The sequence below is a fragment of the Microvirga sp. GN3 genome, assembly GCF_055792825.1.
Map to the genome: position 1 here is coordinate 1 of NZ_JBVVAK010000082.1, position 23,499 is coordinate 23,499.

At 59.9% G+C, this 23,499-nt stretch carries 21 protein-coding genes and 1 pseudogene; 13 read left to right on the plus strand and 9 right to left on the minus strand.

The window, feature by feature from the left end:
- Positions 1 to 464 precede the first annotated feature (464 nt).
- Positions 465 to 791, minus strand: a complete 327-nt coding sequence (locus ACS5Q1_RS29735) for an ATPase inhibitor subunit zeta (RefSeq protein ID WP_473101587.1) — start codon at positions 789 to 791, stop codon at positions 465 to 467.
- 105 nt (positions 792 to 896) lie between these two features.
- Complete coding sequence (wrbA, locus tag ACS5Q1_RS29740; RefSeq protein WP_473101588.1) at positions 897 to 1,580, minus strand: NAD(P)H:quinone oxidoreductase; 684 nt, start codon at positions 1,578 to 1,580, stop codon at positions 897 to 899.
- Positions 1,581 to 2,316: 736 nt separating this feature from the next.
- On the opposite strand from wrbA, the gene ACS5Q1_RS29745 reads away from it, so the two are divergent.
- The 8 genes from ACS5Q1_RS29745 to ACS5Q1_RS29780 all read left to right on the plus strand — a co-directional run bounded on the left by ACS5Q1_RS29745 (position 2,317) and on the right by ACS5Q1_RS29780 (position 9,622).
- Positions 2,317 to 3,210, plus strand: coding sequence for a helix-turn-helix domain-containing protein (locus ACS5Q1_RS29745; protein WP_473101589.1), 894 nt, complete (start codon positions 2,317 to 2,319; stop codon positions 3,208 to 3,210).
- A 54-nt stretch (positions 3,211 to 3,264) separates the two neighbouring features.
- Positions 3,265 to 4,986, plus strand: coding sequence for an FAD-dependent oxidoreductase (locus ACS5Q1_RS29750; RefSeq protein ID WP_473101590.1), 1,722 nt, complete (start codon positions 3,265 to 3,267; stop codon positions 4,984 to 4,986).
- Positions 4,949 to 5,956, plus strand: coding sequence for a family 1 glycosylhydrolase (locus ACS5Q1_RS29755; RefSeq protein ID WP_473101591.1), 1,008 nt, complete (start codon positions 4,949 to 4,951; stop codon positions 5,954 to 5,956). The genes ACS5Q1_RS29750 and ACS5Q1_RS29755 overlap by 38 nt, the downstream gene beginning before the upstream one ends.
- Positions 5,923 to 6,255: a hypothetical protein gene (locus ACS5Q1_RS29760; RefSeq protein ID WP_473101592.1), complete on the plus strand. Its 333-nt coding sequence runs from the start codon at positions 5,923 to 5,925 to the stop codon at positions 6,253 to 6,255. The genes ACS5Q1_RS29755 and ACS5Q1_RS29760 overlap by 34 nt, the downstream gene beginning before the upstream one ends.
- Before the next feature lie 338 nt (positions 6,256 to 6,593).
- Positions 6,594 to 6,995, plus strand: coding sequence for a cupin domain-containing protein (locus tag ACS5Q1_RS29765; RefSeq protein WP_473101593.1), 402 nt, complete (start codon positions 6,594 to 6,596; stop codon positions 6,993 to 6,995).
- Positions 6,996 to 7,030: 35 nt separating this feature from the next.
- A complete protein-coding gene (locus ACS5Q1_RS29770) occupies positions 7,031 to 8,344 on the plus strand; it encodes an epoxide hydrolase family protein (RefSeq protein WP_473101614.1) in 1,314 nt (437 codons plus the stop codon).
- Between the two features lie 73 nt (positions 8,345 to 8,417).
- Positions 8,418 to 8,639 (plus strand): DUF2798 domain-containing protein, encoded by a 222-nt coding sequence (locus ACS5Q1_RS29775; protein WP_203446729.1) that lies wholly within the window; start codon positions 8,418 to 8,420, stop codon positions 8,637 to 8,639.
- A 29-nt stretch (positions 8,640 to 8,668) separates the two neighbouring features.
- Complete coding sequence (locus ACS5Q1_RS29780) at positions 8,669 to 9,622, plus strand: alpha/beta fold hydrolase (protein ID WP_473101594.1); 954 nt, start codon at positions 8,669 to 8,671, stop codon at positions 9,620 to 9,622.
- 125 nt (positions 9,623 to 9,747) lie between these two features.
- Here the strand turns inward: ACS5Q1_RS29780 and ACS5Q1_RS29785 are convergent, their stop codons facing one another.
- The gene (locus tag ACS5Q1_RS29785; protein ID WP_473101595.1) at positions 9,748 to 10,800 is read right to left on the minus strand and encodes an alpha/beta fold hydrolase; all 1,053 of its coding nucleotides are present in this window, start codon (positions 10,798 to 10,800) and stop codon (positions 9,748 to 9,750) included.
- A gap of 221 nt (positions 10,801 to 11,021) precedes the next feature.
- Here ACS5Q1_RS29785 and ACS5Q1_RS29790 point away from each other — a divergent pair, with 221 nt between their 5' ends.
- Both ACS5Q1_RS29790 and ACS5Q1_RS29795 read left to right on the plus strand, forming a co-directional pair.
- Complete coding sequence (locus tag ACS5Q1_RS29790; protein WP_203445911.1) at positions 11,022 to 11,438, plus strand: organic hydroperoxide resistance protein; 417 nt, start codon at positions 11,022 to 11,024, stop codon at positions 11,436 to 11,438.
- A gap of 140 nt (positions 11,439 to 11,578) precedes the next feature.
- Positions 11,579 to 11,923 (plus strand): hypothetical protein, encoded by a 345-nt coding sequence (locus ACS5Q1_RS29795; protein ID WP_473101596.1) that lies wholly within the window; start codon positions 11,579 to 11,581, stop codon positions 11,921 to 11,923.
- A 41-nt stretch (positions 11,924 to 11,964) separates the two neighbouring features.
- On the opposite strand, the gene ACS5Q1_RS29800 is transcribed toward ACS5Q1_RS29795, so the two are convergent.
- Positions 11,965 to 13,284 (minus strand): sensor histidine kinase, encoded by a 1,320-nt coding sequence (locus ACS5Q1_RS29800; RefSeq protein WP_473101597.1) that lies wholly within the window; start codon positions 13,282 to 13,284, stop codon positions 11,965 to 11,967.
- Positions 13,281 to 14,021, minus strand: coding sequence for a response regulator (locus ACS5Q1_RS29805; protein WP_473101598.1), 741 nt, complete (start codon positions 14,019 to 14,021; stop codon positions 13,281 to 13,283). The genes ACS5Q1_RS29800 and ACS5Q1_RS29805 overlap by 4 nt, the downstream gene beginning before the upstream one ends.
- Positions 14,022 to 14,367: 346 nt before the next feature.
- On the opposite strand from ACS5Q1_RS29805, the gene ACS5Q1_RS29810 reads away from it, so the two are divergent.
- The 3 genes and pseudogenes from ACS5Q1_RS29810 to ACS5Q1_RS29820 form a co-directional block, all read left to right on the plus strand.
- Positions 14,368 to 16,134, plus strand: a complete 1,767-nt coding sequence (locus ACS5Q1_RS29810; RefSeq protein WP_473101599.1) for a cytochrome c biogenesis protein DipZ — start codon at positions 14,368 to 14,370, stop codon at positions 16,132 to 16,134.
- Positions 16,135 to 16,505: 371 nt separating this feature from the next.
- Positions 16,506 to 17,471: an IS5 family transposase gene (locus ACS5Q1_RS29815; protein ID WP_473101600.1), complete on the plus strand. Its 966-nt coding sequence runs from the start codon at positions 16,506 to 16,508 to the stop codon at positions 17,469 to 17,471.
- Between the two features lie 56 nt (positions 17,472 to 17,527).
- Positions 17,528 to 17,947 (plus strand): annotated as a pseudogene (locus ACS5Q1_RS29820) (IS6 family transposase); the annotation flags it as partial.
- 179 nt (positions 17,948 to 18,126) lie between these two features.
- Here the strand turns inward: ACS5Q1_RS29820 and ACS5Q1_RS29825 are convergent.
- From ACS5Q1_RS29825 to ACS5Q1_RS29840, 4 genes are all read right to left on the minus strand, one after another.
- Positions 18,127 to 19,098, minus strand: coding sequence for a M14 family metallopeptidase (locus tag ACS5Q1_RS29825; RefSeq protein ID WP_473101601.1), 972 nt, complete (start codon positions 19,096 to 19,098; stop codon positions 18,127 to 18,129).
- 92 nt (positions 19,099 to 19,190) lie between these two features.
- The gene (locus ACS5Q1_RS29830; RefSeq protein ID WP_473101602.1) at positions 19,191 to 20,402 is read right to left on the minus strand and encodes an NAD(P)/FAD-dependent oxidoreductase; all 1,212 of its coding nucleotides are present in this window, start codon (positions 20,400 to 20,402) and stop codon (positions 19,191 to 19,193) included.
- Entirely contained in the window at positions 20,399 to 21,523 is a 1,125-nt protein-coding gene (locus tag ACS5Q1_RS29835) for an ABC transporter ATP-binding protein (protein WP_473101603.1), read from the minus strand. Before ACS5Q1_RS29835 ends, ACS5Q1_RS29830 begins: the two co-directional genes overlap by 4 nt.
- Positions 21,504 to 23,495, minus strand: coding sequence for a dipeptide/oligopeptide/nickel ABC transporter permease/ATP-binding protein (locus tag ACS5Q1_RS29840; protein WP_473101604.1), 1,992 nt, complete (start codon positions 23,493 to 23,495; stop codon positions 21,504 to 21,506). The genes ACS5Q1_RS29835 and ACS5Q1_RS29840 overlap by 20 nt, the downstream gene beginning before the upstream one ends.
- Positions 23,496 to 23,499: the final 4 nt, after the last annotated feature.

Here is a 23,499-nt window from a genome sequence, read left to right on the forward strand (position 1 = left end):
AGGACATCCTCGATCATTGCTGTGACGCGTGGAACAGGCTCACCGAGCAGCCCTGGACGATTATGTCCATCGGCTTGCGCGACTGGGCACACGGGTTCTGATCACCAGGACGTGGTATAAGGGGTCCCACGGGGACTCGAGCCCATGACCCGCGAATGCTGATCTTGGATCGTCTCTTTCAGCGACGATCGATTTGTCACTGCCCTCGACCACAACACGGGTGGGGCCGAATGTCATTTGCCAATCCGGATTGCCAAATGGCGCGAGTGTTGCCCATTCCTCATGGATCCCGGCTCTTGCTCGGCGCCGAATGTCGTCGGTGGGAATACCTTTCGTGGCCCAGAACTCACCCCCAGTCACAACGGTTGCACTAACCTCGTTAAAGCTGTTCCACCGGTCCAGTCCGCCATGTGCGGCGAGGACGCGCTTAAGTAGGTCTTGCATGGCATCTCTCATAAGGATCATTAGTCGGCCGATAGCTCTCCGATCTCAGCGCGGGCCTGCTCATGTAACGCTTCGAGTTTCGCGCGAAGCGCAGCTCCACCCACTTTGATGCCGGCAGCCCGCATATCGTCGCCGACTTTCTGGATAATATCGAGATCACCAGGTTCTTCCAGGTCAGCATCGACCACGCTCGCGATGTAGTGAAGCATCTCGCGATCGATCTTGCCGAGTTGCTTCCCCACCCAGAAGCCAAAGAGCCGGTTTCGCCGGAGGATGATCTTGTATCGGTGCACCCTCTCCGGATCGAACCTGAGGGTGTCGTCGGCTTGGTCTTCGATAATCATCATGGAATTCGACCCACTCTCTGAGACAGGGCGCGATCCTGCCGCCGGAGTGGGTCAGGAAACAGATCCAAGAATCGTCGAAACGATTGTACTGTCGCCGGGCGGACATCATGTCGGCTCGCTGGCTGCTCCGCCGACGGTCTCGATTGGGTTCTGCATATCGGCTGGGACAGGCCCTCTTTCCCCAGCGCCACGCTCCAGCTTTCCCGCAATCTCGGCCACATGCCGGCCCTGAAAGCGCGCACCATCAAGCTCGTTCTGGCTCGGCAGGCGGGAGCCGTCGCCATCGGCAATCGTGGAGGCTCCATACGGTGAGCAGCTGGTGATCTCGTCCATCCTGGACTGGCCGGCAAAGGAGTAGGGCAGGCCGACGATGATCATGCCATGGTGCAGGAGCGTGGTATGAAACGATGTGATGGTCATTTCCTGACCGCCATGCTGAGTGCCCGTGGAGCCGAAAACGCTGCCGACCTTGCCGATGAGCGCTCCCTTCACCCACAGGCTCCCGGTCTGGTCGAGGAAGTTGCGCATCTGCGCCGCCATTCCGCCGTAGCGGGTCGGCGTGCCGAAGATAATGGCGTCGTAATCGCCGAATTCATTCGGATCCGCGATCGGGGCGTCCTGGTCGATCTTCATGCCGGCCTTGCGCGCGACTTCCTCGGGAACGAGTTCCGCAACCCGCTTGATGATGGCATCGGTGCCTGCAACAGAGCGGGCGCCCTCCGCAACGGCTTGGGCCATCTGCTCGATATGGCCGTACGACGAGTAGTAGACGACAAGGATCCTGGTCATAGGAGATTTCCCCTCATTCGGCCGGAGTCGAGTCAGGAACCGGAACCCGGGCGGGCTTAGAACGGCGCCTCCTGCTCAGAGTGATATTGTCGATGATTATATCCAGGCCCAAAGTCCTGGCCCGGCGAGCCAGGGGTGACATGCCATCAAGAGGGTCCTGTCTTTGACTCCCCAGGATATCGTCGAGCGAGGCGAGCGCCGATCCCTCGAGCGACCACCACACGCTTTGTGTCTTTGTCGCGAGCATTCCCGTCTCTGCCAGCACCCGGAGAATGGCCTGCGCCATCAAGCGGTGGTTGAAGCAGTTGAGATTGCGGCCAGAATCCATAGTCGGCCATGCGTCGGCGAGCATTATGCCCGCATTCGTCTCGCGCCCCATAGTGCAGGCGGAATCGCGCGAGCCCGAGGCATCTTACCGTTCAAGAGAAAGAGCAACAGATCCAGCTTTGCGGTAACTCGCCCGAAAATGCGGAAATCCGACTCACTTAAAGGTGATTGCGACGCTCCGGATCTATTCAGGGTGTTTCATAGTGCTCATGGCGGAAGAGGGATATAGTGTTGGCCCGATGGTATAGGGATCGTGAACTAATCGGCTGCCAGTGTCGGGCCCATGCCGGATCAGCAGCAAAACCGTCGTACCCGTTTATGCGTGAAACATTGTTCTAAGGGTATTCATCCACCCTGTGCTTTGGCTGCCCGGCGATCTTCTGGGCCAAGGCCTCCCCGGGAGGGCGCCATGAACCCAGACGATGCCATCGCCGTGCAATTCCACCGATCGAAGGCGGACATTTTGAAGTTGAGCCATGGATGGGAAGTGCTCGACGCCGCTCATGTAATGATGGCGCACCCCAAGCCCTACGACTTTACGCTTCACAGCAGCCGCCACTGCGTCGTCCTCCTGAACTGCTATCGCAGAGACGGCGAAACAAACCTCGATGGTCTGCCACGCTCCACGATAAAGGACAATCGGGGCAAACTGACCTTTATCCCGGCCGGATGCCGCCTTCGGGGCTGGGCACAACCGGGATCGAGCGCCATGGCTTTCACGGCGGCCTACCTCGACCCGAAGCTATGCTCTTCTCTCGACGCCGGCGGGCAGCAGCTCTATCCAATCATGCATTTCGAGCATCCATTCCTGACCCAGATGATGCTGCGGCTCGAACGCATTCTGGCTCATCCCGAGAACTATTCCCGTGTCTATGTCGAGTCGTTCTCGGTGGTCATGCTGTCGGAGATCATGAGCTTTCAGGCAGCTCATCGCTTGCGCGACGGCGGCGTTGATGCAACCCGTCACCAGAAAGGAGGGCTGGCGAACTGGCAGTGCAAGGCCGTGTGCGACTACATTGAGGCGAATCTGCACCAGGATATCTCCCTGGTTGAGTTGGCGGCGATCGTCCGGCTCAGTCCGTATCATTTCTGTCGCGCGTTCAAGCAGGCCCTTGGGGTTCCGCCACACCGTTACCAGATGGATCGTCGCATCACATGGGCCAGGACATTGCTGGCCGACCACTCGCTGTCGATCACCGAGGTGGCGAACATCATCGGCTATGGCAGCGTCAGCCGGTTCTCCGCCTTGTTCCGACGGTTTACCGGCCACTCGCCCCGGGTGTTTCGGCGGCAGTTTATCTAGCATCTGGCTCAGGAGCGAACGATGCCTTCCATAGCTGCCGCAGGACCTTCGGTTATGGAAAGACGCCGGGAGCAGGCGTTTCCCGTCCTTGAGCAGGCTGAGATCGCTCGCATGCGCCGGTTTGGCGAGGTCCGCCATTACCAGCCCGGCGAGACGCTGGTCCGGGTTGGCGAAGCAGGACGCGGCCTGGCGGTGATCCTGACCGGCCGGGTGGAGATCATCCAGCACGCTTCCGGAAAGCGCCTGCTGATTATCACGCATGAGGCCGGGGAGATCATGGGCGAGCTCACCCAGCTTTCCGGCCGCCCCTCCCTCGTCGAGGCCCTGGTTGTCGAGCCGGTGGAGGCTCTGGTCATTCCGCCCGAAAAGCTCAGGGCCGTGCTGATCGCCGAGGCGGAACTGGGCGAGCGCATCATGCGGGCGCTGATCCTGCGACGCATGGGGCTGGTGGAGTTGGGCGCCGGCGGGCCGGTGATTGTCGGAGCGGAGGAGCATGGTGACGTGCTGCGGCTGAGTGGCTTCCTGTCCCGCAACGGCCATCCGCACCAGAGCCTCGATCCGGACAGCGATCCGGAGGCAAGGGCGCTTGTCGAGCAGTTCGGTGTTGATCCCGGAGAACTGCCGATCGTCCTGTGCCCGGATGGGCGAATGCTGCGCAACCCGAGCGAAGACGAGTTGGCCCGCTGCCTTGGCTTGGTGGGTCCGCTCGATCCGGATCGGGTCTATGACGTGACAATCGTGGGTGCAGGCCCTGCTGGCCTGGCCACTGCCGTGTACGCGGCCTCAGAGGGGCTCTCGGTCCTGGTGCTCGACTGCCGCACCTTCGGCGGCCAGGCGGGCGCCTCCATGCGGATCGAGAACTATCTCGGCTTTCCCACCGGGATCACCGGTATGGCCCTGATGGCGCGCGCCTACACGCAGGCTCACAAGTTCGGAGCCGAGATGGCGATGCCGGACGAGGCCGCCAGACTTGAAGGTGAGGGAGCGGTGGGAGGCGGCCCGTATGTGGTGCATCTGCTCAACGGCGAGAGGGTCCGGGCTCGCTCGGTGGTGATCGCCACGGGCGCCCGCTACCGGCGGCTCGAGGTGCCCGACCTGGAGCGGTTCGAAGGCGCGTGCGTCCACTATTGGGCCTCGCCTCTGGAGAAGAAGCTCTGCACTGGACAGGAGGTCGCTCTCGTCGGCGGGGGCAATTCGGCGGGGCAGGCCGCGGTCTACCTTGCCAGCCAGGTCGCGAAGGTATGGCTGCTTGTACGCGGTCGGGATCTCGCAGCAAGCATGTCGCGCTATCTCGTTGACCGGATCGAATCTCTTCCCAATGTGGAGATCGTCACCCAGGCCCAGATCACCGGACTGGAGGGACAGCCCGGACGGATGGAGGCGGTGCGCTGGCGCCTGGCAACCGGAGAGGAAATCCGCCGGCCGATACGGCATCTGTTCCTGTTCATCGGTGCTTCGCCCAACACGCAGTGGCTGGAATCGTCGCAAGTGGCGCTGGACCCGAAGGGCTTCGTTCTGACCGGAGCCGATGTGACTTCTGGCCGGAGGCCGTTGGAGACGAGCCTCAACGGCGTCTTTGCTGTCGGCGATGTCCGGTCCGGTTCGGTGAAGCGGGTCGCTGCGACGGTGGGCGAAGGGGCGCAGGTGGTGTCCGCGATACACGCCTTTTTGGCAAAGGATGCCGTTCTGACCAAGGCTCGCGCCGAAACTCACCCCTCCATCACAAGCGAGGTCCACCATGACGGTCTCGACGTTTCTGTTCGCCACAGGGATTGAGAACAGCTATCCGACCATCAATGGCGGCCGGACCCGCATCGATGAGATGGAAAAGTGCGGGCATTACATTCTGTGGAAGACCGACTTCGACCTGCTCGACGACGTCGGCATCAGGGTATTGCGGTATGGCCCGCCGATCCACACGACGTGGCTCGGTCACGGGCGCTACGACTGGGACTTCTGCGATCAGACCTTTGGTGAACTCCATCGCCGCAATGTGGTGCCGATTGTCGACCTGTGTCACTTCGGCGTGCCCGACTGGATCGGCAATTTCCAGAACCCCGGCTTTCCAGAGCTCTTTGCCGGGTATGCCGGCGCCCTCGCCGAGCGCTTTCCCTGGGTTCAAGTCTACACGCCGGTGAACGAGATGTTCGTCTGCGCCGTATTCTCTGCGGCCTATGGCTGGTGGAACGAGCAGCTTACGAGCGATCAGGCCTTCGTCACGGCCCTGAAGCACATCGTCAAGGCCAATGTGCTGGCCATGGGGACGATCCTCGATGTCCGTGCCGATGCCATCTTCATCCAGAGCGAGGCCTCGGAGCACTTCCACCCCGGCTGCCCGGGCGCGATTCCGGTCGCCGAGTTCTACAACGCCCGCCGCTTTCTCCCGCTCGACCTCAACTACAGCCGCCGGGTCGACTCGGACATGTTCGTCTATCTCATGGACAACGGCATGAGCCGGAAAGAGTACGACTTCTTCATGCAGGCCAACCTCAAGCGTCACTGCATCATGGGCAACGACTATTACGTGACCAACGAGCATCTCGTCTCGGCCCGTGGACACACCAGCGCCTCCGACGAGGTTTTCGGCTATGCTGAGATCACCCGACAGTATCACGACCGCACATGCTACCGGTCATGCACACGGAGACGAACGTCAAGGAGGGCCCACGGGGCGACGAGGCGGTCAAGTGGCTCTGGAAAGAATGGTCCAACGTGCTGCGCGTGCGCAACTCCGGCGTGCCGATGATCGGCTTCACCTGGTACTCACTTACCGATCAGGTCGATTGGGACACCGCCCTGCGCGAGGAGAACGGCAACGTCAACCCGCTCGGCTTGTGCGATTTGGACTGCAACATGCGGGCGGTCGGGCGGAGCTATAAGCAGCTGATCCATGACTGGTGCCAGGTTCTGCCGGCCCAGAGTGTTTGTCTTCAGCTTCCGATCACCGAACCACATGACTTCGACGACCCGTTTGCCGAACGTGCCCGTAACTCAATGAAGTGGATCTGCGAGAGGACGCCGAGCGAGCCGCTCATGTCGAACTAGGATCTCTGGAGAGACTCCAATGCGTTGGAAAACCAAACCCCGGCCTGAGTGCTACCCTGGAGTTGAAGCAGGATCCAAGCCGCAGGAACGTTTAGTGCGGCTTGTGCTGATAGCCATGATCGCGATCCTTTCGGTGTTCTCCTTAATCTATGTCTCCCGCGCCAGGGCGCATGGCACCCACCCGTCTGGTGTAGATTATTTGTATCCGAATGTATCAACATCAGCGTCTAGAGGCAGTCCGATACATTCGGGCAGTGTCCCTGAAACATCCAGGACACAGAAGTAGCGCGATCTTTCCACCAGCACGAGGCATGTCGCCTCCTCGGAAGGAAGAGCAGATGAAAGCGCTTAATCTCTTGATGTCCGCCGGCGTAATCGCGTTCGGTGCGCTGTCGCTTCAGGCCGCCCAGGCTCAGCAGCACGTGACCCAGCGCACTGATTTAGTGAAAAGCGATATCAGCGTACCCGGAAAAGAAGTCCTTCAGGTAAAAGTCGACTTCAATCCCGGTGTTGTATCGATCAACCACAGGCACCCTGGCGAAGAGGTCGCCTACGTGCTTGAGGGAACTCTCGAGTATCAGCTCGAAGGCCGTCAGCCTGTTACCCTCACGGTAGGCCAGGCGCTGTTCATCCCGGCTGGTGTGGCGCATATCGCCAAGAACGTCGGCACGGGCAAAGCGTCGGAATTGGCGACTTACATCGTCACGAAGGGTGCCCCTCTCCTCGAACCCGTGGAGTGAGCTTCCTGATGGACCTCAACACCGTGGAGAGCGAAATGTCATTGCAGGACACATCAGAGGATCGACAGTTCTCTCGTCGCTCGCTGCTTTTGGGCGGTGCGACGATGGGACTGGCGTCAGCTGCCCTTCCGTTGGCAGGCGCTTTGGCCTCAGATGCTGTGAGGAAGCCCGCTCCGGATTGGGTGCGACCCTTCCAGGTAAGCATCCCGGAGGCGGCTCTCGTTGACCTGCGCGTGCGCCTTACCGGGACACGATGGCCAGACGGGAAAACCGTGACTGACCGATCGCAGGGCGTTCAGCCCGAAAAGCTGAAGGCCCTCGTGGAGTATTGGCAGACCGCATACGATTGGCGTCAGGCCGAGGCCAAGCTGAATGCCTTTCCACAGTTCCTGACAAACATCGATGGGGTGGACATTCACTTCATCCACGTCCGCTCTCCTCACGAGAATGCGCTGCCGCTGATCATGACCCATGGATGGCCAGGATCAGTCTTCGAGCTCCTGAACCTGATCGGGCCCCTTACTGATCCCACGGCTCATGGCGGCAAAGCCGAAGACGCCTTCCATCTCGTACTCCCGACAATTCCAGGCTTTGGGTTCTCGCAGAAACCCACAACGAAGGGTTGGAACCCGCAGCGTATCGCGGCGGCATGGGATGTGCTCATGAAGCGCCTCGGATATCCGAGGTATGTTTCTCAAGGCGGAGATTGGGGCGCCATCATCAGCGACGCCCTGGGCCGTCAGGCACCTGAAGGACTTCTGGCGATCCACGTCAACCGGATCGAACGTGCAACCACCTTCCCACCCGATGCCGCGCTTGCTCTCAGGAGCGGCGGCCCGACACCGGACAACCTGTCCCCCGAAGAGAAGGTCATTTTCGATGAAGCCCGGGACTTCCTGAACAACGGCTTCGGATACGCCGCGATCATGGGAACCCGGCCTGAGACGGTCGGTTATGGGCTCGCGGACTCGCCAGTCGGCTTGGCCGCCTGGCTGTATGACAAGATCGCCGATTGGGTCTACACGCGGGGCGACCCCGAGGCGGCTCTCAGCAAGGACGCGATCCTCGACAACATCACGCTCTATTGGCTGACGAACACCGGCCCATCGAGTGGGCGGATCTACTGGGAAAATACCGCCTCCGGCGCGAAACTGACCCCTGTGAAGGTGCCAGTAGCCGTGACGGTGTTTCCAGGAGAGGTCTACAAGCCGCCGAAGAGTTGGCTGTCGCGGGCTTATCCGAATCTCATCTATTACAATCGGGTCGAGAAAGGTGGCCATTTTGCTGCCTGGGAAGAGCCCGAACTCTTCAGCGCCGAGATGCGTGCCGCATTCAAGACCGTTCGCTGATCAAGGTCATGCCGAGCCGGCGCATAGCCGGCTCGGCATGATACGTCGGGCGCGAATCATCATGGAAACTTCAGTGACAACACAATCGAAACGGAAGATCGCTTTTGCCCTGCTGATGGGCATCGTGACGACGGGTGTTATCTCCTTTGTGCTGCTCGCACTCAACGTGGGCTTCTCGGAGAAATTTGCCCTCACATGGCTGCGCTCATGGGGCATCGGATACGTGATTGTCGTCCCTGTCATTCTCCTCGTCGGTCCGTGGCTACAGGCACAGGTCAACCGAATGATTCAATGAACTCCCCGAGTTTTCTGGAGGGATCTGCTATGCTCAAGCGTTCGTTGTTTGCCATTTTCGGTTTTGTCCTCGGCTCCTCGACTGCTTGGAGCTGCACCGACATATCTGCCGCGAAGGAACAGGCCATGGACATCGGATACATTGATGTAACTTCCGACATCACGCTCAGAAGGATGAGAGCCGGCCCTCCGAGTCCTAAAGGGACAGTGCTTCTGCTACATGGGTTTCCGGAGACGTTATGCGCCTGGAAAGAGATATCCAGGGATCTCTCCGCAGACTACGAGGTCCATGCCATCGACTGGCCGGGCTATGGTCTTTCATCGCGGCCTGCCGCCGATAGGTTCTCCTACTCGCCAAAAGACTACGCGGGTGTCTTAGGCGAATACATCAAGAAGGCTGGTATCGATACATCGAAGCTCACGATCTATGCGACAGATATCGGTGCCCTGCCGGCGCTGCTGTTGGCTCTGGACGATCCGAAGGCCACTAGGACTATCATCGTGGGTGACTTCGCGCCCTTCAACCGGCCCCAGTACATGCACGATAGATTGCAAAGTCTGAAGTCTGAGCCTTCGGCAACGGCGATACTCGCTACCTACAAGACCAGGACTGGCGGGGAAATTCTTGACACTGCAGTGAGGGGAGGACTGTCCAAAGAGGCGCAGTTTGACGTCTCCGCTGACTTCAAGGAGGACGTCTCCCGTGGATGGAGCCATGGGGGAATGACGCCACCCGAGGCCTTCTACCACTACTATGCCAACTTCACCCGCGACGAAGATTTTCTCGAAGCGAACCTGCACAAGCTCAAAACACCCGTAAGGATAGTGTGGGGCGAAAAGGACGTCTACATCACGAAGGAGATGGGGATCGAGTTCGCGAACAGGGTCAATGCGGACATCACCCTTCTGCCTGGTATCGGACACTACCCTCATCTTCAAAGCCCGAAGCAGACCGTTGAGGAGATCCGTGCCTCGTTCCGATGACGGACAGAAACCAAGGGAAACGCGGAGCAATGTAAGGTAGCGCGTCATTGCCTCTGCGAACACCAGCGCTTAGACAGGCTGAGCATGCCGAGCCACCTCGATAGTGGCTCGGCGCACGACTTCAATCAAGCACGATCGGCATCAACAACCGCCTGGGCGAAGGCGTGTGGGGCCTCCTGAGGCAGGTTGTGGCCTATCCCGCCAGTGATCAGGCGATGCTCATACTTGCCGGAGAACTTCTTGGCATACACAGCCGGATCCGGGTGAGGTGCGCCATTGGCATCACCTTCGAGAGTGATCGATGGGATGCTGATCACCGGGAATTCAGCCAGACGGCGCTCGAGGTCGTCGTACCGGCGCTCGCCGTCTGCCAAGCCAAGCCTCCAGCGGTAGTTATGGATCGCAATCGCGACATGATCGGGATTGTCGAAGGCGGCGGCGCTACGGTTGAATGTCGCCTCGTCGAAATCCCACTTTGGTGAGGCGAGTTGCCAGATCAGCTTGGCGAACTCGCGTCGGTACTTCTCATACCCAAGGCGCCCACGCTCTGTAGAAAAGTAATATTGATACCACCATTGCAGCTCAGCCTGAGGCGGCAGCGGCATCTGGTTGAGTGCCTGGCTGCCAATAAGATAGCCGCTCACGGAGACCATCGCCTTGAACCGCTCCGGCCAGAGCACCGCAAGGATGTTGGCGGTGCGCGCCCCCCAGTCGCAGCCGGCCACGACCGCCTTCTCGATCCTGAGAACATCCATCAGGGCAATGATATCGACGGCGATCGCCGACTGTTGGCCGTTACGGTGCGTATCGCTCTTGAGGAATTGCGTGCTTCCGTACCCACGCAAATAGGGCACGATCACCCGATAACCTGCCTCGGCAAGAACGGGCGCGACGTCAACATAGGTGTAAATGTCATAAGGCCAGCCGTGCAGCAGGATCACAGGCGTGCCATCGGAAGGACCGGCCTCCGCGTACCCAACATTCAGGACGCCTGCCTCGACCTGCTTAAGCGAGGAGAAGGATGTATGAGCGCCTCGCGTTAGCGGCGGAAGCCGGGATAGGGCTGCAGTGGGTACCTGCGCACGTGCGGCGCCCATCATCCCAAGTTGCGAGGCCGCCGCCGTTAGGGCAGCCAAGCCCACGAAGTTGCGCCTCGAACGGTCGATACTCTCTGTCATCGCTTTATCCCTCTGATGAATGAACCGGAGCCATAGAACAGGACCGTCGTGTGTCTCCATTGTGTTCGCTTGGACGCCTTTTGTAAGCTTTTGTATCAGGAGCCCTGAACGAAACGTGCGCTTACAATTCGGGCCGATCTGCAAACATCCCGGATACGTGGTTCCGGCATCTGTTGGCTACGCTGACAGCACAATCCTCAGCGATGCAAGGAGCCGATACCATGTCAAAGATTGAAAAGGTTCTCTACACCGGCAAGACTCGCACGACCGGCGGACGCGATGGTACATCGCGCAGCGACGACGGTCGTCTCGATATCCAGCTATCTCACTTCGTGGGAAAGGGAAGCGGTACAAATCCCGAGCAGCTCTTTGCAGCCGGCTGGTCGGCCTGCTTCCTCGGCGCGATCGCCAAAGCAGCCTCCAAGCGGAAGATTGAGCTTCCGAAGGACCACGCGATCAATGCGGAGGTCGATATTGGTCAAACCGGCGATGCCTTCTCCCTCCAGGCTCGTCTCAATGTAAGCCTCCCGGGCATCGAACCGGAGACCGCCCGGGCTCTCGTCGATGAGGCCCACCAGACGTGCCCTTATTCCAAGGCCACGCGCGGCAACATCGATGTCGCAATCAACCTGATTTAAGGCCCGTCCAGGCGGGGGCTGCAAGCGGCGCTTTGCCGAACAGCTGGCTTTCCGAGGTGTGCCCCCCCGTGGCGCCACAGCCATGGGGGCTGTCACTCCGAGTTCAATTCTAGAGAATCTGCCTCTTACTGGAGATCGTTATGGGTGTTCCCATTTGGCTTAAGATTGGCGATGGCAGCGGCATTCCTCCATCGATGCGGCGGGCGGGCCCGGTTTGGCTTATCGCCGACAGTTCCAGCCTGTTCGGCCTCTCCGTTGCCAAGGACGTTGTCCAGCGCAGGCATCGGGTCATCCTCGCAGCCCGCGACACAACAGCGATGCAGGATCTTGTCAGGGGATTTCCGCATACGACTGTTGTTGTCGCACTCCCCGGCACGACGCCGGACGACATTTCTCGTATGGTTCAGGAAGCGAAGGACCAGTTCAGGCCGATCGAGGTCCTCGTCAATACCCCAGGTGTCGGCAGTCTTCCGTCCCTTGGATGATGGCGGCACCCTCCGTTGCGTGAGTGGGTGTCGAGGTGGGGTCAGCCAAGGACAATCTCCGCGGCAAGGCCCCCGCCAGACCGGTTCTTGAGGTTGAGCGAACCGCCGATTGCCAAGGCCAGTTGCTGGGCTATGGCCAGGCCAAGACCGGTTCCTCCCGTATCCCGGTTCCGGGACTGCTCCAGCCGATAGAAGGGCTGAAGAACAGCTTCGAGTTGCCCATCGAGAATCCCCGGGCCGCGATCGAGGACAACGATGTAAATTTGCCCATCCGGCTTCCTCCCGACATCGACTTCCGCCTCTCCAGCAAACTTCAGGGCATTGTCGATGAGATTCGTCAGGATCCGCCGGAGAGCATGGGGCCGTGTGGTCACGACGGCATCAATCGTCTGTAGAGCTTTTACGGCCTTCCCCGTATCCTGATAATCGGAGACGATGCTCTCAACGAAAGAACCGACATCGATCCGAGCCGGCTTTTCGACGTTGCCATGTGCTGTCCTGGCATAAGCCACACCCTCGCGTACAAGTCGCTCAATCTCCGAGAGGTCGCTGAGAAGTTTCTCCTTTCCCGGGCCATCCTCAGCGACCTCGGCACGGAGTTTCATGCGCGTAATGGGCGTCTGAAGGTCATGCGAGATCGCAGCCAGGATCTGGACCCGCTCCTTGAGGTAGTGGGTGATCCGGTCCTGCATCGTGTTAAAAGCTGTCGCCGCGTAGGCGACTTCTGCCGGTCCGGTTTCATCGAGCCGAGCCGCCTCTTTGCTAGGATCCAAGGCCTCGGCCGCCGTTGCGAGCCGGTGAAGCGGCCTGATTGCCGAGCGGACAGCAATGTAGGTGCACAGCAAGAGAAGGGCGAGTTGTGCTAACAGAACATAGGGAAGCCACGAGGCGAGCGGCATGACCCTTGGACGTAAGTCGATCGTCACTTGAGAGCCATCGCTAAGTGTCACATGAGCTTGAACCCGTTGCCGTACGTCCGGAATGGTTTCAATGGTAACTGGCAGCCGCTGTCCTACCGCTGTCTGGATGATGTCTGCGACCTCTTTGCCCAGCCCGCTCAGCTCGGGAACGCCAGGGAGACCTGGCCCGAGCTCATATCGATAGTTTCCCCGCTCCAGCGTGGCAATCCATTGCTGGCGCTCGCCTGCTGGCAGGCGATCGAGCAGGGCCAGAGAGATCCCGACGTCCTTCTCCAAGTTGCCGAGCATCATCGTCTTGGCGGCCGTGTAACGCTCAAGGAACAGGACCCCAAACGAAAGAACGTGCGCTACGGCCAATCCGGCAAAGAGGATGAGAAACAGCTGCCATCGTAAGGTTCGCGGCAGTTGAAAGAGCCTGTGATGCCAGCTTTCCATGATCATTGTCGTGCCGTCGTGATCTCGACCGGCATTGCGAGTACATAGCCTTCGCTGCGGACGGTCTTGATATAGGCGGGTTCGCGAGCCTCGTCGCGGAGGCGTTGCCTAAGCCGGCTGACGAGCAAATCGATCGATCGGTCGAAGAGTTCGGATTCGCGTCCTTGTGTCAGGTTGAGCAACTGATCCCGTGTGAGAACACGTTGTGGATGGTCCAGGAAGACACGAAGCAGGCGGTACTCGGCGCCGCTCAACGCAACGGCAGTTCCCTCCTTGTCGAGGAGGTGCCTCATCGTCGTATCGAGTTGCCAATCGCCGAAGGTCAACAATTGGCCGGCTTCCGTCACCTGCAGGTTCGGCGGCATCATGCGCGTGCGGCGCAGCACCGCCTTGATCCTAGCAAGCAGCTCCCGAGCGGCGAATGGCTTCACCAGATAATCGTCGGCGCCCATCTCGAGGCCAACGATTTTGTCAGTCTCGTCACTTCGTGCGGTCAGCATCAGGATCGGCGTCGATTTGTGCTTTCCCGCCCGAAGTTCGCGACAGAGAACCAGCCCGTCATCCCCCGGCATCATAATGTCAAGGACAATGAGATCGACCCGGTTGGCTTCGAGAAACGTCCGCATTTGCCGTCCGTCAGCAGCGACGGTTGCGCGGAGACCATTCTTCTTCAGGTAATCGGCAACGAGTTCTCTGATTTCGCGATCGTCATCGACGATCAGGATGTGGTCTGTATGCTCCATGTCCATCACCGCAGATTGTGCCGAGCCACTTTAGCATCCCGATTTACGTGAGCATCCCACCTCCCATCGGAGATTTGTACCTTTCTGTATCTAGCCGATGCAATGATACACGTCCTGACAAAAAATTCCTTTTCGGCTGCCAAACCCATCAACGCGACGCTCCGGGCGGACCCTTTGAGACGTTACTTTGCGGCAATTGGGTGCGATCCTGCGCTCCAGGCACCTACACTGCGATACACTTCGGCCTGTCCTGGACACATGCCAGATACTTCAAGCTGAACAGATGCGGGTCGCGTTCGCCCCGGCCAGTTCACCAGCGCATTGACCCCATCCGAGAGGCCCGGCCATGACCCTGTTCATCGTTTCCTATCTGGCAGGAGTGCTGACGATCGTCAGTCCTTGTATCCTTCCGATCCTGCCATTTGTCTTTTCCAGGACGGGCCAGCCGTTTGCCAGAAGCATCCTGCCGATGGCGTTGGGCATGGCCGGCACATTTGCGGCGGTCGCGACCCTTGCTGCCGTCGGCGGAAGTTGGGCGGTGCATGCAAACGAAATCGCGCGCGCTGCTGCCATCGCCTTGCTCGCTGTATTTGGCGTGACCCTCGTCTCGGCACGCGCGGCCGCCTTCCTGACCCGGCCCGTGGTTGCCCTTGGGGGACGCTTGTCTGGGGTTGCGCCCTCAGATCGGCCAAGTGCCAGTGGATCAATGCTCCTGGGAGCCGCGACAGGGCTCCTCTGGGCGCCCTGCGCCGGCCCGATCCTGGGATTGGTTCTGACGGGAGCCGCTCTCCAGGGAGCCAATTTGCAGACATCGTTGCTGTTGCTGGCCTACTCCGCCGGTGCGGCAACATTCTTGGCGCTGGCCGTCCTGGCAGGGGGACGGGTCTTTGCGATGATGAAGCGATCGATCGGTGTCAGCCACCGCGTTCAACAGGCCATGGGCATAGCAGTTCTTGCAGGCGTTGCAGCAATCGTCCTCGGCCTCGACACCGGCCTATTGGCACGCCTGTCCTACGCCAGCACAGCCGGGATCGAACAATCGTTGCTAGATCAGGTTCAGAGCAAGCCCGATGCCATCTCGACGAGTTCCGTAGGACCAGACGCGACTCTAGCCGTCAACAAGGCTGGTCAGGGCTATCGCAGCAGCTTGCCAATCGAAGGCAAGTTCCCGTCCCTTGATGGGGCCGTGAAGTGGCTGAACTCCGGGCCACTGACGACTGAACAGCTGCGCGGCAAGGTCGTCCTCATCGACTTCTGGACCTATTCCTGCATCAACTGCATTCGCACGATGCCGTACGTACGGGCCTGGGCCGAGAAGTACAAGGATCAGGGTCTCGTCGTGATCGGCGTCCATGCTCCCGAGTTCGCGTTCGAAAAGCGCATCCACAACGTCGAGCGTGCGGTCCAGAATTTCGGGATCACCTACCCGGTGGCGATCGACAACGACTTCAAGATCTGGCGCGCCTTCAGAAACAGCTATTGGCCTGCCCACTACTTTATCGATCCGCGAGGACAGATCAGGCACCACCACTTCGGCGAAGGCGACTACGAGGAGTCGGAGCGTGTCATTCAGGAACTGCTGGCGGAAGGCGGGACACAAAGAGCAGACAAGGGCTTCGTCGCGCCAGACGCAAAAGGAGCGGAAGCTGGAGCTGACTTCGACAGCGTCCAATCGGGCGAGACCTATCTCGGTTACAAAAGAGCCTCCAACTTCGCGTCGCCTGAACAGGTTGGCGCCGACGAAGCGCAGGTCTATTCCGCCGGACGTTTACGGCTCAACGAATGGGCTCTCGCCGGGAACTGGACCATTGGATCTGAGGAGGCTGTGCTCAGTCAGTCAGGAGGGGCGATCTCCTACAAATTCCGCGCCAGGGACCTGCACTTGGTCCTTGGGCCCAGCCGCGACGGCAGACCGGTACGGTTTCAAGTCACGATCGATGGCAAAGCACCAGGGACAAACCGTGGTACCGATATCGACGCCAACGGGAATGGGACGGTTTCGGAGATCCGGCTCTACCAGTTGATCCGCCAAGATGATGATGTAGGAGAGCGCACTTTCGAAATTCGGTTCCTTGATCCCGGTGTTGAGGCATACGTGTTCACGTTTGGCTAGGAAGGCTGAATTCTGTCAACCGAAACAACCGTCATTTTGCGGATCGTTGGATGCCATGCCAGTTTGTTTATGACTGGCGTCGGGAATCATCGCCTGTCCGATGATGCGCAACCGCATGTGGGACAGGATGCGACGCGTGTAGAATGTCGCGAAAATGCAATCTGAAGGCCGGAGTACTCAATTGATGCTAAGAGCAGTGCTGATCTCATTGATAGGACTGAGCGCGACTATGCCTGCGTTCGCCAGCTCGGATGACGCTTGGCGGGCAATGCGACAGAAGGTGCGCAGCCGCCTTGTTGCACGAATAGGTGAGTTGGTAACCGAAACTGGCTGACATAGGAGGCCTGTGCCTTTCATGTCGGATGTCTCCCGTGCCGTTCAAAGCCAATGCCACTCGCCGGCACCGTATTCCCAAGCAGCGGCATAGGGTGACGAACTGGGCCGAGTACGACGCCAGCCTGCGTCAGCGGGGCAGTCTCACGGTCTGGTTGACTGAAGAGGCGATTGCCGCCTGGCGGGCCGAGCCTCGCATCACTCGAGGCGGTCAGCCCCACTATTCTGCCCTCGCCATCGCAACGGCATTGACGCTGCGGTCAGTGTTCCGGCTGGCGCTGCGCCAAACCGAAGGTCTGATCGGCTCGATCCTGAAGCTCCTGGGGCTGGATCTTGCCGTACCAGATCACTCGACCCTGAGCCGCCGCGCCGAAACTCTGGAGGTCCCACGGTTGCAGTCCCGCACCGGGCCCATTCACCTGCTGGTGGACAGCACAGGCTTGCGGCTGTGCGGGCCCGGCGAGTGGCTGATCGAGAAGCATAGCACCCGCAGACGCCGATCCTGGCGCAAGCTGCACATCGGTGTCGATGTCGAAACCGGACAGATCCTGGCGTCTGAGCTGACGACCAGTGACGTCGATGACGGCTCGCAGGTTGAGCCCTTGCTCGACCAGGTGAAGGGCTCGCTCGCCTCCTTCATCGGCGACGGAGCCTATGATCAGGCTGGTATCTACGACACTGTTGCTAAGCGCCATCCTGATGCTGACGTGATCGTGCCACCGCGATCAACAGCGGTGCTGAGCGAGATGGCGGAGAGCGCTCCGACCCAGCGTGATCGGCACCTCCAAAGCATGGCCGAGCATGGGCGCGTGGGCTGGCAGAAGAGGTCCGGGTACACGCGTCGGGCTCTGGTGGAGTCAGTTATCAGCCGCTTCAAACGAGTGATTGGAGACGCGCTGCGCTCGCGAACGGCCCGGCGTCGCACGACGGAGGTCGCCATCGCCGTTCATGCCTTGAACCGCATGCTTGAGCTTGGATGCCCGAAGTCCGTCCGCATCGCTTAAGCCGAGGCTTGGGGTGGGCTCGGTACGTCCACTAACCGATCCGTGCAACACAGCCGCGAGCCGTCGAAAGCGAGAGCGAAATCCTCGACATCCTCCTGCAGCCCAGACGGGACAAAGCAGCCGCTCTGAAGCTCATGGGCAGATTGCTGAAAAGGCAGGGCTATGCTCCGAGCGTGCTTGTGACAGACAAGCTGCCCTCCTATGGAGCAGCGCGCCGGGAGCTGGTCCTCTCGGCGCGCCATGAGCAGGGCTTACGCAAGAACAATCGTGCCGAGAACTCGCATCAGGTGGTGCGACGACGCGAACGGAAGATGCAGGGCTTCAAGTCAGCCGGGTCAGCCCAGCGGCTCCTGTCTGTTCACTCCGCCGTTTACAACACCTACAACCTCCAGCGCCATCTGATCTCCCGCCGGACGTGGCGCCTGTTCAGGGCAGAGGCGGCGGAGCTATGGCAAGCTGCGACCATCGCTGCCTGAATGAGGCTGGCCATCGGCCCTTTTGCTGCTCCGCTCCAGTTCCTGTGACAACGCCCATGTCGATGCATCAGAGCCCCCCGTATCGAGGAGGCGAGGCTTCAGTTGCTGCAAGTGAAGATCTCTTATAGGCTCACGACCCTGTCACAAGCAGACGCGCCACGTGTCAGGCGGTGCCAGCGTCACTGGGTTCGGGCCGTACCCGTATTGCCGATCAGTTCGCCTTTGCGCACAAACGCTCGTGCTCTTTGGCGCAGGATATATCCTGCTTTTGGTGCATGAATCTTGATCGGTTCGGCCGATGCGCCAGCAACCGGATGCAACAATGCAACAACATGCCCTTCATGGACGGCAGCGCCCAGGTCGACACGATGTTCAATGATGCCGTCCGTAGGGGCCATATACTGATTGGCATCAGTTACGTCGACCCGGATAACATCCTTGGAAACTGCTCCTTCTGATCCGGCTAATACGCCGAAATTTTTAAGACCGCGCACAATACCCGAATACATGATTTCCACATCGCGTTCAGTGATGTCGCCACCCGACCCACCTTCGATCTCCACCGAGGCTACTCCAGCCGATGGCGAAGATCCCGCTGATGTCGAGGCGATTCCGTCCACATACTGAATGAAACGGTAGCCCCAGCCTTCCATCACCCTTTCCAGCTCACTGTCGCCCACACGACAGCCAGGTGCCGTGAAACCGAAAATCATCGGAACCACCTTGTAGTCACCGCCGCCTGAATGGACGTCCACCAGCAGGTCGAACGAGGGAAAGACCTCTCTGTATAGGAATGCAGCGAGTCTCTCCGTGGCGGTTCCATCCGGCTTTCCGGGGAAGACACGGTTCATGTTATGGCCGTCTAGCGGTGAAAGCCTGCTGCCTTTCTGCGACGCAGGAAAGTTCAGTGTCGGGATGATGGCGAGCCGTCCTCGAATATCCGAGGGGGAGAGTTCATCAATGAGCCGCCGGAGCACGATCTGAGGTTCATACTCGTCTCCGTGGATGCCGCCACACAGGATAACGCTGGGGCCGGGTCCGTTATTGATGCTGACGAGAACATCTTCGGCAAGCCCATCAGGCCTCTCTAAGAGAGTGCGAAGATCGAAGACGGACTTTCCCCTGGAATCTAGATCAAGTCTTTTGCTCATTTAGATTTTCCGGTCGGTTGGAGGATTACGATTAGCAGCAGCTCGGCGGAGTGTTGCCTGGGCTGCATCGCGGCGGTCCAGACGACCAGAGCTCATGCAGAAAGCGCCATGGTTTGCAGTGTGGCGGATTTCGACGCCGTCGATGCCAGAGTAAACCGGGTCGGAGAGAACGGTTCAAGTTCGGGGGGCTTGTGACCGCTCGCGACCCAATCCGCAAAAAGCTTCGTAAATCCTAGTGATATCGCAAAGCCATGGCCGGACCAGGCATAGCCGAAGTAGATATTCTCGGCCGCTTCAGGCTGTCCGATCACCGGAACAGCATCAAGAGCGACGGTCTCGACTCGAGTCGCGTCAACCTTCAGGAACTCCGACCTGTCGAGGAATGGCAGAGTCGCAATCGCGTCGGTTAGATTGATGGCGGTAGAGCTGAGGGAGCCCTGCGCGACCCTGCCGTTTTCATGCGTGACACTAACTCCTCCCGAGAGCATGACGGTGCCATCCGGCAATTGCTTGACGGCAAGCCGGCGATGCGCATGCGACAACAGGTGATTGACCTTTCGGTTCTCAGGGTTCGTCACGTACATCATCTGTGGCATCAAATTCCACACGTGGGGCACCTCGTGTGGGTTGAGGATGGGCGACAGCAGTTTCGGAACGCCAGCGTTGCACAGCAGGAAAAGCCTGCTGCCGACGGTGATCACCTCGCCGTTCTCGAGGCGAACTGCCTTTGCCGTAGATCCCTGCTTGATGATCTCGATCACCCTTGCCTTTGATCGGATAGTGACACCGACGCGCTCGGCTGCCGTAGCGAACTGGCGTGTCGCAAAAGTATGGTCACCAACGCCATCATCGGGGCAATAGAGTCCGCCAATGATGCTGCGCGTCATTTCCGGCTCCCTCTCCAGGACCTCATCTCTGGAGAGAACGCTAGTTGGTGTTCCTAATTGCGTCTGGATGGCCGCCTGAGCCTCCATGCGGCCACGGATTTCGTGCTCGCGGTAGCCATAAGGCGCATCATACACCTGCAAGCCGCCGACCCGCCGGTAGCCGACACCTCCTTCGATCTCGGATTCGAACTTCTGCCAGCGTTCCAGAGCCTGCGAGATGACGGGTAATTCGCGGATGTCCCGACCATTGGCACGAACACCGCGCTCTCCGGGTCCGCCCGATGCGCCAGAGGCGATTTCATGGGCTTCCAGGAGGATGACACTGTATCCGCGACTGCCCAATTCGAAGGCAAGGCTCGTACCATAAATTCCTCCGCCGACGATCACGATATCGGCAGCGGTTGCTCCAGTCGTCATGACTTTCTCCTGTTTGATGGAAGCGGGTGTGAGTTCTCATCGCGGGCACATCGACGACCTGCGAAATGGCAGGTCACAAGCAGGCCCTCATCCGGAATCGCCTGTTGAACCGGCACCTCGGTCACGCACCGGGACGGAAGCCGTCCGAATGGCGTCTGTACAGCGTCGACGTCGGCTGCTTCGCCAAGCCTCCGGGCAAGCGGACAGCGGGTGTGGAACGAGCAGCCACTCGGAATAGACGAAGGGCTCGGCACCATACCCTCGAGGATCATGAGATCACGGGTCTTCTCGATCCGCGGATCCGTCGTTGCGACTACTGAAAGCAGGCTTTGCGTATAGGGATGATGCGGCCTCGATGAGATGGCTGCGGCAGGGCCGATTTCGACAAACCTGCCCAGGTACATGACGCCGACCGCGTCGGCCATGTGCCCGACAAGCGCCAGATCGTGCGTAATCACGATATAGGTGAGCCCAAGCTGTTCCTGCAGGTCCATAAGCAGATTGATGATCTGCGCCTGAACCGAAACATCGAGGGCACTGACAGGTTCATCCAGAACAAGGATCTCCGGCTCACAGATGATGGCTCGCGCGATGGCGACCCGTTGCCGTTGCCCACCGGAAAGTTCATTTGGATAGCGGTCAAGGTGATCTGGGGTGAGGCCGACCTGACGGATCACGGTCATGATACGACTCTGGCGCTCGCCTCGGGTTGCGCCGATGTTATGGACGTGGAGTGCTTCCTCAAGCACCGCATGGACGCGCATGCGTGGATCGAGGGAGGCACGAGGGTCCTGAAGCACAAGCTGCACCTTCCTGCGCATAACCCGCAGTTCGGCCTCGCCGCACGCACCCAGAGACTGACCATCGATCCTGACATCGCCGACCGTAGGTCGAAGCAGGCCAACGATGAGTCGAGCCAGTGTGCTCTTGCCAGAGCCGGACTCACCGACTACTGCAAAGCAGCTGCCACGAGGAATATGAAAGCTGACGCCGTCTACGGCGCGGATGGGCTTGCCGGTGTTTCGGGAGAAGAGACCCGTCGTGACGGGAAAGTGCTTGCTGATATCCTGCGCGACGATGACCTCTTCAGGGAGTTCGTCCTCAACGAGATGCGGGCGCATTGACCAACTCCTCTGCAAAATGGCAGGCAACCATTCTCCCCAGAACAAGGCGGGGCTTGGGGCTCTTGTTGCGGCAGCGGCCACGGTTGCGTGAAAAATGACACCGCGGTTCGAAGGGGCACCCCTCGGGGACACGGCCCACGGAAGGCGGCTCTCCGGAGATCGCCTGCAACCGCACGCGATTTCCGTGTTCGGAGAGCCCCGGCGAGGACTGCTTCAGCGCAACGGTGTAGGGATGGGCTGGAGTCACCAGAACCTCATCGACGGTTCCGAACTCGACCAGTTCGCCCGCGTACATCACTCCGACGTCGTCGGCAAAACGTGCGACCAGGCCGAGGTCGTGCGTCACAAGCAGCATCGTCATGCCGCGACTGCGCTGTAGCTCGCGCAGCAGGACGAGGATCTGCTGCTGGACGGTGACGTCGAGGGCACTGGTCGGCTCATCAGCGAGAAGCACATCGGGATCTTGAGCAAGCGCCATGGCAATGACGATGCGCTGCTTCATGCCGCCTGAGAACTGATGGGGATACATATCCAAGCGGCGTTCTGGATCGGCGATCTTGACGTCCTGGAGCAACGCTATGGCGCGGGAGCGGGCCTCGGCGGAGGAACGCGAGGTGCCTTGCCGAATAGCCTCCTCGAGCTGCTGGCCGACCGTCAGGACTGGGTTCAGTGCACTTGCCGCATCCTGAAAGACGACTCCAATCTTTTTGCGACGCAACTCCTGTACCTCTTTCGGCGAGAGGCCGCGGAGCTCAGTACCGGAAATCGAAGCGCTGCCGCCGATGATCCCGGCTTGACGTGGCAACAACGTCGCAACAGCACGCAGCAGTGTGCTCTTGCCGGATCCGGACTCGCCCACGATGGCTAGGGTTCGCCCCTTCTCGACGGCGAGACTGATGCCCCGGACGACTTGGATCGGGTTTGTTGATGGGAGGAAGGCGACCCGGAGATCCTTCGTTTCAATGGGCTTGCGTGCCGGGTCGGTGTCGGAGTGATCCCGAACCGGGTTTGGGTGGGCTGGTCTTGCTCTGCCGATCAGATCGGAGAAGAGGGAGCCGAATTTCGATCGGCTGTGCACAGCCGTCGGGTCATAGACCGTACGCAGAGCCTCTCCCAGAAGATTGAAGCCCAGCGCAGAGAGGGCAAGACAGAGCCCTGGGAACGTTGCAAGGTGCGGATGGGAGCGCAGGTAGGATCGGCTCTCGCCCAGCATGGTTCCCCATTCCGGCTCCGGCGGCTGGGTTCCCAGGCCGAGAAACGAGAGCCCCGATGCTGAAAGGAGCGTCGTCGCGAACAGGAGGCTTGCGAGAGTAAGCAGGATGCCTGCAATATTCGGCAGCACATGCCGTATCATGACCCGTAAGGGCGAGCAGCCCAGAGAGACGCTTCCCTCGACATAGGGTTCGGCCAGGGTGCTCTGTGTGACGGCGCGAGCCGTGCGGGCGAAAACAGGGACGGAAACGATCCCGACAGCCAAGATGACATTCTGCGTATTTGCACCCAGGATGGCCACGATGGCCAAGGCGAACACGATGTCGGGAAAGCTGAGCATGATGTCGATGCCGCGCATCAGCAGAAAATCGAGCCGCCCGCCGCGATAGGCCGCGAGCATTCCAAGCGGCACACCAATCAGGAACGCGAACACGACACCTCCGATCCCGATGCCGAGGGAGGTTCTTGCTCCTGTTAAGACCCGGCTGAACACGTCTCGTCCCAGCTGATCGGTGCCGAACCAGTGGGCCGCGGACGGACCTTTCAGCGTCTGAGCGAAATTCTGGCCATAGGGATCCAGCGGTGCGATCCAGGGACCGGCGATGGCCAGCACCATGCATAGTCCGACGATCGCTAGGCCGAGGAGGCCTTTGGGTTGCTTGGCGAGGGCCGCAAGAAGGCCCATGCCGCGCCGACTGCCAGCTGCTTCTCGAGTGGAGCTCACGATGGCGGTTCCGGGTTCAGCTGTGGATGTCATCGTT